At 59.6% G+C, this 11330-nt stretch carries 8 protein-coding genes; all 8 read left to right on the top strand.

Annotated elements, in window-relative coordinates; all coding sequences use genetic code 11:
- The first annotated feature begins 140 nt into the window (after nt 1-140).
- The 8 genes from purM (at nt 141) to ACFFSY_RS00745 (ending at nt 11330) form a co-directional block, all read left to right on the top strand.
- The gene (purM, locus tag ACFFSY_RS00780) at nt 141-1184 is read left to right on the top strand and encodes a phosphoribosylformylglycinamidine cyclo-ligase (RefSeq protein ID WP_377488442.1); all 1044 of its coding nucleotides are present in this window, start codon (nt 141-143) and stop codon (nt 1182-1184) included.
- On the top strand, nt 1184-1801 hold the full coding sequence (gene purN, locus ACFFSY_RS00775; protein WP_377488439.1) for a phosphoribosylglycinamide formyltransferase: 618 nt from the start codon (nt 1184-1186) through the stop codon (nt 1799-1801). Before purM ends, purN begins: the two co-directional genes overlap by 1 nt.
- Before the next feature lie 749 nt (nt 1802-2550).
- Nucleotides 2551-4098, top strand: coding sequence for a bifunctional phosphoribosylaminoimidazolecarboxamide formyltransferase/IMP cyclohydrolase (purH, locus tag ACFFSY_RS00770; RefSeq protein WP_377488436.1), 1548 nt, complete (start codon nt 2551-2553; stop codon nt 4096-4098).
- 341 nt (nt 4099-4439) lie between these two features.
- On the top strand, nt 4440-5705 hold the full coding sequence (gene purD / locus ACFFSY_RS00765; protein WP_377488433.1) for a phosphoribosylamine--glycine ligase: 1266 nt from the start codon (nt 4440-4442) through the stop codon (nt 5703-5705).
- Nucleotides 5706-5998: 293 nt separating this feature from the next.
- Complete coding sequence (locus ACFFSY_RS00760; protein WP_377488430.1) at nt 5999-7465, top strand: type VII secretion EssC family protein; 1467 nt, start codon at nt 5999-6001, stop codon at nt 7463-7465.
- A gap of 222 nt (nt 7466-7687) precedes the next feature.
- Nucleotides 7688-7948 carry an EsaB/YukD family protein gene (locus ACFFSY_RS00755; RefSeq protein WP_377488427.1) on the top strand — a complete coding sequence of 87 codons (261 nt, stop codon included), beginning with the start codon at nt 7688-7690 and terminating at the stop codon, nt 7946-7948.
- 327 nt (nt 7949-8275) lie between these two features.
- A complete protein-coding gene (locus tag ACFFSY_RS00750) occupies nt 8276-9304 on the top strand; it encodes a polysaccharide deacetylase family protein (RefSeq protein ID WP_377488424.1) in 1029 nt (342 codons plus the stop codon).
- Between the two features lie 604 nt (nt 9305-9908).
- Nucleotides 9909-11330 (top strand): FG-GAP repeat domain-containing protein, encoded by a 1422-nt coding sequence (locus tag ACFFSY_RS00745; protein ID WP_377488421.1) that lies wholly within the window; start codon nt 9909-9911, stop codon nt 11328-11330.

Raw genomic sequence — 11330 nt, 5'->3', positions numbered from 1 at the left:
CCCTACTTTACTGTTTTACTACTTATTACCCCACTCACTTCCTTAACCTGACAGCATTGCGGCGGAGGGGGAAGGGGGAGGAACAAAGGGAAGCCCTTTTAATCGTTAACCAAGCGAACTTTTTAAGGAGTTGAACGTTAGTGGCAGAAGCGTATAAACAAGCCGGCGTCGATATCGCGGCAGGCAACGAAGCGGTCGAACGGATGAAGAAGCACGTCAAGAAGACGTTCCGTCCCGAAGTGCTGACCGATCTCGGCGGTTTCGGCGGATTGTTCGGGCTGAACAAGGACAAGTACGAGGAGCCGGTGCTCGTCTCGGGCACCGACGGCGTCGGCACGAAGCTGAAAGTCGCGTTCGCCATGGACAAGCATGACACGATCGGCATCGACGCGGTGGCGATGTGCGTGAACGATATCGTCGTGCAGGGCGCGGAGCCGCTGTTCTTCCTCGACTATCTCGCTTGTGGCAAAGTGGTGCCGGAGAAAATCGAAGCGATCGTCGCGGGCATCGCCGAAGGCTGCGTGCAGTCGGGCTGCGCGCTCATCGGCGGCGAGACGGCGGAGATGCCGGGCATGTACGATGCGGACGAGTACGACATCGCCGGCTTCACGGTCGGCATCGTAGACAAGAAGAAAATCATCGACGGCAAGACGATTGCCCCTGGCGATGCGGTCATCGGTCTCGCGTCAAGCGGCATTCACTCGAACGGCTACTCGCTCGTGCGTCGCCTGCTCCTCGAGCAAAGCGGCTACAGCCTTGATCAGGCGCTGCCTGAGCTGGACGGCAAGAAGCTTGGCGACGTCGTGATCGAGCCGACGCGCATTTACGTGAAATCGTGTCTGGAGCTGATCAATCGCGTGCAAGTGAAGGGCATGGCGCACATTACGGGCGGCGGCTTCATCGAGAACATCCCGCGCGTGCTGCCGGATGGCGTCAACGTCGACATCGAATACGGCTCGTGGCCGATCCAGCCGATCTTCAAGCTCATGCAGGAGAAAGGCAGCATCACGAACCGCGACATGTTCACCACATTCAACATGGGCGTCGGCATGGTCGTCGTCGTGCCGGCGGATCAAGCGGAAGAAGCGGTTCGCGTCGCGAAGGAACTCGGCGAAGATGCCTACCGTATCGGTACCGTAACGGAAGGCAGCCGCATCGTTACCTTCACGGGAGCGGACGTGTAATGAGCAAGCTTCGCATCGCCGTGTTTGCCTCCGGGCAGGGGACGAATTTTCAAGCACTCGCCGATGCGGCGCAACAAGACCGGCTCGAGGGCGCAAGCCTCGAGCTTCTTGTTTGTGATAAGCCACAAGCGCCCGTCGTGGAGCGCGCGCGCAAGGCAGGCGTGGAGACGTTCGTGTTCCGCGCCAAGGATTACGAATCGAAGGAAGCGTATGAACGGGAGATTCTGGCCGAACTGCAGCGTGGGGGGATTGAACTGATCGTGCTGGCCGGGTACATGCGTATCTTGACGCCGGTGCTGGTCGAGCCATACACGGGGCGGATGATCAACATCCATCCTTCGCTGCTGCCGGCTTTCCCGGGCATGAACGGCATCAAGCAGGCGATCGACTATGGCGTCAAGGTGACCGGCGTGACGGTCCACTACGTCGATGGCGGCCTGGACAGCGGTCCGGTCATCGCCCAGCGCGTCGTCGAAGTGCTGGATGGGGACACCGAGGAGACGCTCGCGGTCCGCATCCATGCGGCGGAGCAGGAAGTGCTCCCGTGGACGGTCGGCCGAATCGCCGCAGGCGCGGTGACGCTGGACGGCCGGCACGTGACGGTGACGACGTTGTAGGTTGGAAGGCGGGTGGCCGATGGTGGCGCGATAGTGAGTTGAAGCGCACTATTGGCGAGCGGACGGTCGAATGTGGCGCAATAGTGAGCTGTAGCGCACTATTGGCGCTTGAGCGTTCGAAAAGTGGCTCAATAGTGAGCTGTAGGCCACTATTGGCGCTTGAGCGTTCGAAAAGTGGCTCAATAGTGAGCTGTAGCGCACAATTGGCGCTTGAGCGTTCGAAAGTGGCTCAATAGTGAGCTGTAGCGCACTATTGGCGCTTGAGCGTTCGAAAAGTGGCCCAATAGTGAGTTGTAGGCCACAATTGGCGCTTGAGCGTTCGAAAGTGGCTCAATAGTGAGCTGTAACGCACAATTGGCGCTTGAGCGTTCGAAAAGTAGCTCAATAGTGAGCTGTAACGCACTATTGGCGCTTGAGCGTTCGAAAAGTAGCTCAATAGTGAGCTGTAACGCACTTTTGGCGCTTGAGCGTTCGAAAGTAGCTCAATAGTGAGCTGTAACGCACTATTGGCGCTTGAGCGTTCGAAAAGTAGCTCAATAGTGAGCTGTAACGCACTATTGGCGCTTGAGCGTTCGAAAGTGGCCCAATAGTGAGTTGTAACGCACTATTGGCGCATGGAGCGGTCGAAGGTGGCCCAATAGCGAGTTGAAGCGCACTATTGGCACAGGAACCGGCCTGAGGTCGTGCAAGTTGCGTCGCAACGGGGGAACGAACGAGTATAAGAACCGAACTTTTGGGAGGGTATTCTTTTGGCAATTCGTAGAGCATTGATCAGTGTGTCGGACAAGACGGGCATCGTGGAGTTTGCGCGGGCGCTTTCCGGTCTGGGCGTTCAAATTATTTCGACGGGCGGCACTTCGAGCCTGCTTGAGAAGGAAGGCGTGCCGGTCATCGGCATCTCGGACGTGACAGGCTTCCCGGAAATTCTCGACGGCCGCGTGAAGACGCTGCATCCGGCGGTCCATAGCGGGCTGCTCGCGGTGCGCGACAGCGAAGAGCATCAGCAGGCGATGAAGGACCTCGGTCTCGACTACATCGACCTGGTCGTCGTCAACCTGTATCCGTTCGCGGCGACGATCGCCAAGCCGGACGTGACGTACGAGGACGCGATCGAGAACATCGATATCGGCGGTCCGACGATGCTCCGCTCCGCGGCGAAGAACCACGCGTTCGTCACCGTCGTCGTTGACGCGGCGGACTACGAGCAAGTGCTGGACGAAGTGAAAGCCGATGGCGACACGACGCTCGAGACGCGCAAACGCCTAGCGGCCAAAGTATTCCGTCACACGGGCGCTTACGACGCGCTGATCGGCGACTACCTCTCCAAACTCCAAGGCGAGCCGCTGCCGGAGCGCTATACCGTGACGTATGAGAAAGTGCAGGATCTGCGCTATGGCGAGAATCCGCATCAGCGCGCGGCGTTCTACCGCAAGCCGATCGCCGAAGCGGGCAACATCACGACAGCCGAGCAGCTGCACGGCAAAGAGCTCTCCTACAATAACATCAACGACGCGAACGCGGCGCTGGCGATCGTGAAGGAATTCAACGAGCCGGCGGTCGTGGCCGTGAAGCATATGAACCCATGCGGCGTGGGCATCGGCGCAACGATCCACGAAGCATACCAGAAGGCATACGCAGCCGATCCGACCTCGATCTTCGGCGGCATCGTAGCGGCGAACCGCGAGATCGACGCCGATACGGCGCAGCTGCTGAGCGAGATTTTCCTCGAGATCATCATCGCGCCGGCCTACACGCCGGAAGCGCTGGAGATTCTGACGAAGAAGAAAAACATTCGTCTCCTGAAGCTCGGCGAGTTCCAAGCGGCCGGCGAGCGCAAGCAGGACTGGGTCGTGACGAGCGTCGAAGGCGGCATGGTCGTCCAAGAATCCGATGTACACAGCTTGACCGATGCCGACCTGCAGGTGGTTACGAACCGCAAGCCGACGGAAGAGGAGCTGAAGCAGCTGCTGTTCGGCTGGAAAGTCGTGAAGCACGTCAAGTCGAACGCGATCCTGCTGGCAGCGGACAACATGACGGTCGGCGTCGGCGCCGGTCAAATGAACCGCGTCGGCGCGGCGCGTATCGCCATCGAGCAAGCGGGCGAGAAAGCAAATGGCGCGATCCTTGCTTCCGACGCGTTCTTCCCGATGGGCGACACGGTGGAGCTCGCGGCGAAACACGGCATCACGGCGATCATCCAGCCGGGCGGCTCGGTGAAAGACCAAGAGTCGATCGACGCGGCGAACGCGGCGAACATCGCGATGGTATTCACGGGCGTGCGCCACTTCAAGCACTAGCACCTGGCGAGAGCGTTCGACGGGCTTCGTACGCGGCCATTCCAGACCGAGGCGGCTGCCCAGCGCATTCTAGCACCAAAGCGGGCCAACCGGCGTCTTTCCCGCCTTCGCATACGTTCAACGGAGGCGATGCTGCCGGGTGAGTCAAAGTGGGCTGGGCAATGGATGTTAAGGTGCGATAAGCGCAAGCCAATCAAGCGTGGGCGGGTCCGATCATCCACTCGGGTGCAACCGGCCCGTCACGCGACACGAACAAATTCGAGAAGGCAGCATGGGGCGCAGAACGAGAGGGTACTGCGCCGGGCTTCCTTCTCCTTTTTCACAAATGGGGAGGGTTTCGGATGCGGGTATTAGTAATCGGCGGCGGCGGCCGCGAGCATGCGATCGTGTGGGCGCTGAGCAAGAGCGAGAAAGTGAAGCGAATTTTCTGTGCGCCGGGCAATGCGGGGATCGCCGAGTTGGCGGAATGCGCGCCGATTCCGGTGAACCGGTTCGACGATTTGATCACGTATACGAAGGACAATGCGATCGACCTTGTGTTCGTCGGCCCGGACGATCCGCTCGCGGACGGCATTGTCGACGCGTTCGAGGCGCATAACATTCCGATCTACGGACCGCGCAAGAACGCCGCAGAGATTGAAGGCAGCAAAATCTTCATGAAAGATCTGCTCCGCAAATACAACATTCCGACGGCAAAATACGAGACGTTCACGGATTACGAAACGGCGCTGGCGTATTTGCGTCGGCAAAGCGCGCCAATCGTCGTGAAGGCCGACGGCCTCGCGGCCGGCAAAGGCGTCACCGTCGCGTATTCGATCGAGGAAGCGGAGAAGGCGCTGCAAGACATGATGGTGGACAAAGTATTCGGTCAATCCGGCGGCCGTGTCGTCATCGAGGAATTCCTGCAAGGTCAGGAAATGTCCATCTTGGCGTTCGTGGACGGGGAGACGGTGCGCGCAATGGTGCCAGCCCAGGACCACAAGCCCGTGTTCGATGGCGACAAAGGCCCAAATACCGGCGGGATGGGTACGTACTCGCCGCTGCCGCACATCGATCCGGCGCTCGTGGAGGACGCGATCGAGAACATCATCAAGCCGACGGCCAAAGCGATGGTCAGCGAAGGACGTCCATTCCGCGGCGTGCTGTTCGCGGGTCTTATGATGACGTCAAGCGGCGTGAAGACGATCGAATTCAACGCGCGTATGGGCGATCCAGAGACGCAGGTCGTACTGCCTCGCCTCAAGACGGATCTGCTCGATATCGTGCTCGCTTCCCTCAATGGACGGCTGGATCAGCTGGAGATCGAATGGAGCGACGAGGCGGCGGTATGCGTCATCGCGGCATCGGAAGGGTATCCGGCGTCGTATCCGAAAGGCCGGGTCATCACCGGACTGGATGCGGCGAAAGCGCAAGGCGCGCTCGTGTTCCATGCGGGCACAGCGAAGACGGACGGCGAGATCGTCACCAGCGGCGGACGCGTGCTCGGCATCGTCGGCCTCGGCCGCGATATCGCGGAAGCGAGAGCCCGCGCATACGAAGCGGTGTCGGCGGTTCATTTCGAAGGGATGCACGCTCGGACGGATATTGCGGCCAAAGCGCTGCGTTAACAGGTTGTCAATTTTAGCTGCAAGAATAGAAAGGCGAGATCGGCTGAGGCCGTTCTCGCCTTTTTCGCGTCGAAGGGCAAAGATGCTCTCTTCTCGCCGATCTCGCCTTAGCGTCGGACGGATGAACATGATGCCTCTTCACGCTGATCTCGATCCCGCCAGAGGCCAAAAATCCTTAATAAATCTTTAGCGAATGCGGGCAGTTAGTCCGTTTTCCGGGCTACGGGCGTATGGTAGTATAACAATAACAAAAAGCCATTATTATACAAGTATTATATTTTTGGGTTAAGTTGGTGAATAAGGAATTGTCTTACTTCTATTATCGGCGAACGCCGCGAATACGCAAGGATACGTTCGAACCGTGCTTCGAGCTGCGTCGCCCGCCAGGGGTGTCGGCTCCGCCAAGATTGCAGTACTATACGGTACATTTGCCGGTAGTCTGCTTCGCTTCGGCCGCGCTGGCAGCCTGCTTATATGGGCCGATCCCTCATCGCGCGAGCAGCTATTTGGCAGTAGGGCTTGCGGCGTTTGTCATCATTGCCGTTATCGCAGGATATGGGGGGCGCCGGCAGCGGACCCGATTGGAGGCCTATGAGCGGGAGGTGAACGTTCGCTCGGCTGAGATTGCAGCGCACTGGGCATCCGAGCGCGAGCGGATGTCGACTATGCGGCAGGAAGAGCGGGAAGCGTTGGAGGAGACGCATCCGGAGCCTTCTTTATGCTTGGAGCGGGCGGCCATTCGGATCTCCTCCGTATGGGAGCGGGTACCGGGCGACCCGGATTTCCTTCATCTGCGAGCCGGCATTGGCTCGGTACCGAGCCGGTTGAACATCATCTTGCCCAAGCGGGAAGGACGCGCGGGCGACGTTGTCTATGCATCCGCAGCTGCTCTTGCGGCCGAGCATCGCGAACTGACGGATATGCCGGTCGCGGTGGACGTGGCGAAATTTCGGGTTATCGGCATTACCGGAGATGAACAGGCAGCTGCGGCCTTATTGCGGGCGCTTGTTGTTCAGCTGGCCACGCATCATGCGCCGGATGAAGTGAAGGTGGCGGCATTGTTCGATGATCGGCGAAGCGATTCCTGGAGCTGGCTCAGATGGCTGCCGCATAGCTGGGACGATGAGCGCGAGTACCGGTATTTGTTTCAGACGCAAGGGTATCGGCAGGAGACGATGGATCGGTTTTTGGCGGAGCTTCGCCTTCGGAGGGGAGCGGCCGGCGGCGATCGTGCGAGAGGGGGCGTTCCGCTGCCGTCATTCGTCTGTCTCGTCCCGAATATATGCGACTTGAGCGCCCATCCGGAGGTCGGCAAGCTGCTGCTCTCCGATTCCGCGCCAGAGGGGATCTGCGTGATCATGACGGCCCCGAGCAGAGATTTGCTGCCTTCGGCGTGCAAGCTCGTCATCGATTTGTGGCCGGAACGAGGCGCGGTCGCAAGGCGTATGATGAACGGCAAGCCGGCGTCGTCGTCCGAGCGGGAGATAACCGCGCCTGCAGGACGCTTTACGCCCGATCAGGTCACGCTGACGGAGGCGGAGCGTTTCGCCAGGACGATGGCGCCTTATAGGCAGCATCGGAGCATGGAACGGGCGAAGGAGACGGTGTATTCGAACTCCCTGGCCGGCGATCGACCGGGGGACGTGCTAATCGGGCAGGTGGAGCTGGATGGGGAGAAGAAGCCGCTGGCCGCGCTACCAGACCGGCGCATGGGCGCTGCCTGGAGACGTGCGGACGACAGCTCGGAATCCGTTCTATGAAAGTTACGAGGCCGCATTCTCGGATAGCACGCTGTGCTGATGCGACGGGATAGAAGTTAAATAAGATAGCGCCGATGCGGGGTGCCTGGTGAGCCTGGCCGCGATGCAGTAGATCAACGGTAGGAACGCGTAGAAGAGAAGTGACTACGCCATTGCGCAGGGTGTTGTTTAATGGTGAAAGCCGGACGTCGGCATGAACTCGAACATCGGAGGGGATTGGGCATGAACTATACGGTTGTGACCGTCATCGCAATGCCATCGGGCAGGGAGATCGATCTGGAGCTGCCCTCCGATTTGCCGCTTCATCAGTTGAGTCCTGCTATAGTCGCGAGCCTTGGGGACGATGTGCCGGTGGAGGCAGATTTGGCCTTGCGTCTGTCCATCAGCGAATACGGTCATAGTTGGAGCGACGTCAACCCAGAGCTGACGCTGCAGCAGGCTGGCGTCATAGATGGCATGTACATGCGCGTGGAGCGGGTTTGACGGCAGTGGTCGTGGTAACGATGCTGTTGCGTAGGGGGCGTTACCGCTAGGATCGCGCGCTCGAATGCTTGTGCTTGTTCGGAATGTGTTGTTCGGAATCTCGGCAAAGTTTTGCGATACGTGTAAGGTCGTTCGGCGGCTCCGGAAGGGGCCGCTTTTTTGCGCTATGCAGCAGATGAGGATGGGGGAATAAGGGGAGAATCGACACATTTGAATGGAAAGGGTTGTAAGGGATTGTCGGCGCTGCGGGTGGCGACGGTTTTCGAGCCATGTTACTAGATTGTAACAACTTTCTTCTCTATCTACGTTACGATAGGAGTAACTATTGTGGGAGATGGGGAGATTGGCATGGCAGGGCGCGGGAAAGGCAGATGGACAAAAGGGGCGGCGCTGGCGCTTGCGGTCGCGATGACGGCTGGGTGCAGCGCGCAGACGGGGCTCGAGGTACTACTAAATAAAGGAGATTCGACAACGGCCAGCAGCAGTGCGGGAGGAAGAAGCGAAGAGCTTCTGGGCGATGCGGCAAAGGGGGGGCAGCCGGGGGCAGCGCAAGGAATCGCGAGCACTGACAAAGCGCGGCCGGAGGACGCGAACTTGGCGGCGTTCGAGCCTAACGGTGCAACGAATGCCCCGCACTCTGGCGGGGCGTCAGGCGACGCAGCAGCGGCAACCCCACCCGTGAAGCTGGAGAATCCGACGGATGGCACGGCGCATTTTGCAGCCAAGCAAGGGGATAAACTCATCGCGCTCACGTTCGACGATGGTCCGGATCATCGCTATACGCCTGACCTATTGGAGGTTTTGAAGGAGAGCGACGTCAAGGCGACGTTCTTCATGGTTGGCACGCAGGTGAAGAAATACCCGGACATGGTGAAACAAATCGTCGCGGACGGGCATGGTATCGGCAATCATACGTATCATCATGCCAATTTGGCCAAACTGAACGAGAATGAGATTATACAGGAAATTAAAACAACGGATGCCTTGTTCCAGCATGCGGTCGGATTCGTGCCGCATCTCGTGCGCGCGCCGTACGGATCGGTGTCTGATCTGCTCAAATCGATCGTGAGCGACAACCGGCGCGAGCTCGTCGGCTGGACGGTAGACACGAAGGATTGGGACGGCGCCACCGTGACGGCCATGCGCAGCAACGTGAACAAGAACGCCCGCCCTGGCGGCATCGTGCTGATGCATTCGTTCGGCAGCAAACATTTGCGCAACACGGTCAAGCTGCTCCCGCTCATTATTGAAGACTTGCGCGCGAAAGGCTACACCTTCGTCACGGTCGACGAGTTGCTCGCCGCCAAGGCGCAAAATAAAAAAGCCGCGCAAGCGCACTCGAAGAAAATGGGTTAAAGTAGGAAGTGACGAAGTAAACTGCGGGGGCTGGAAAGTTCGGTTTGAGAGGTTAGGGAGGCGTAAGCCTTGCGGCCCAGTCGCAACGCGAGTCCAACCACTAATAGAACATCAAGCACAGGAATAACCGCCAACCAACGTCTCGTAAAGACGCCGATTATGAGCTTTGTCCGCCAGGACAAAAGCGTGCCAACTCGAAGCAACCCGCCGACCGCGAACAAACGAGCCAGCACGAAACCGGGTGTCCAGAGGGTAGAGCCCTCGGAGCCCCCTCAGCGGAGGGGCAATGCTGTTAGGTTAAGGAAAAAACGACCGGTGAAGCCATAATGTCTTAGGATGGCCTTCAAGACCCGCTGAAGCTTTGTCCGACAGGACAAAAGCGTGCCCTGCTCAAGTCAAACCGCCGACCGCGAGCCATAGTGGCTGCACGAAGAAGGGAGTCCAGAGGGCGAAGTCCTCTGGTTCCCCTCGGCGGAGGGGGAAGGGGCGAGGGGCAACAAAAGCGGGGTCAAAGGGGCGGAGCCCTTCTTAACCTGACAGCATTGAGCGGAGGGGGTGGGGGGAGCGATTTTCCCTCATCAAAGGAGGAGAAAGGAGGCCACATATGCCGCCTATGCAAATACGCCGCCCATTGCTGACACTGCTCGCCGCGTCGGCGCTGCTGACGACAGCGGGCTGCCAATATACGATGGCCCCCTCGGATTTGCTGGCGGTTCCGCAGACGGAGAACGGGAATGCCGAGTTGGCTCAGGCGATCCGGGTGGCGCTGCCGCCAAGGGCGAAGCTGACGCTTCCGGATCAGACCAGCTTGGCCGCCGTACGCAAAGCGGATGTCGACGGCGACGGGCACAAAGAAGCGATCGTCACGTACGTGACCGACCTGGATGTCGAGCAGGTCATGGTCATGCGTTCGGGGACGAGCGGCGGAAGGCAGGGCTGGCACAAATGGTTCACGCTGGCGGAGTCGACCGGGTACGGCGTCGATTGGCTTGCGGTGGACGACCTGGACGACGACGGCCGCCCCGAGATGGTCGTCGGCTGGAACGAATACGACGAGCCGCAGCACCGGCTCTTCATCTATACCATTGACGCGGACGCGGATCTCCTGCAGTCGCCGCCAGTGCCGCTGGCGGAGCTGACGTACGAGCAGGCGAAGCTGGGCGATATGGACGGTAATGGAACGGCCGAGCTCGTGGTCATCCAGCATGAGCGCGAGCAGATGACGGCATCGCTGCATCTGTACCGGGTGTCCGAGGGGAAAGTGAAGGACGAGCTGGCGGCGCCAATCGACGGGACGGTCGACGGGTATTACAACCTGGCCGTCGGTCAAATCGCCGCGGGGCGCTATGGCGTCATCATGGACGGCGGCATTGGCGCCCATTCCTCGCTGACGAACGTGTTGGCATGGACGAATGGACGGCTGATGCGCGTGTATCCGCCGGTGACCGGACGGGAGGAGGAGCAGTGGAACGCTTCTTCGACGTTCAGCGGCGACGGGAACGGCGACGGCATTTTGGACATCGAGACGCTGGTGGAAGCGCCGGGGCAGCCGGATGACCGATCCTATGCCGAGACGCTGTGGGTGGAAGAGCGTCGCCAGTGGGACGGCGACCGGACGTTTGACGTGGTTCAGCGGCGGTATGCGGATTATGCCCAAGGGTATGCGCTGCGTTTTCCGGAGAGCTGGTATGGTCAAGTGACGGTCAGCCGCTTGGAACAAAAGCTCGAGACGGGCGGCGTTATCGATGGAACGGCCTTCGAATATTACGAGGCCAAGACGAAGCGCAGAGCGCCAATGTTCTGGCTTTACGCGGTACCGCTCAAGCAATGGGACGCCCTGGAACAGCAGTGGAAGACGGAGGGCGGGGCTATCGAGGTGCTGACGAAATCGGCGGGAATGGTGTATGCCGTCTTGCAGCGGGAAGCGCCGAAAGCATGGGAGGACGAAACACGGGAACGGTTCGAAGCGATGCAACTGAGCGCGGAAGAGCTGGCGAAGCAGTTCGATTTGATTCCCGATCATTAA

The organism is Paenibacillus aurantiacus, assembly GCF_042431225.1.
In the GTDB taxonomy this organism is placed as follows: Bacteria; Bacillota; Bacilli; order Paenibacillales; family Paenibacillaceae; genus Paenibacillus_Z; species Paenibacillus_Z aurantiacus.
This window is presented reverse-complemented; position numbering and strand designations above follow the sequence as displayed.

Coding starts and splice junctions, on each gene's coding strand:
- purN (WP_377488439.1), top strand. CDS start 1,184: ATGAGCAAGCTTCGCATCGCCGTGTTTGCCTCCGGGCAGGGGACGAAT.
- purD (WP_377488433.1), top strand. CDS start 4,440: ATGCGGGTATTAGTAATCGGCGGCGGCGGCCGCGAGCATGCGATCGTG.
- ACFFSY_RS00755 (WP_377488427.1), top strand. CDS start 7,688: ATGAACTATACGGTTGTGACCGTCATCGCAATGCCATCGGGCAGGGAG.
- ACFFSY_RS00745 (WP_377488421.1), top strand. CDS start 9,909: ATGCCGCCTATGCAAATACGCCGCCCATTGCTGACACTGCTCGCCGCG.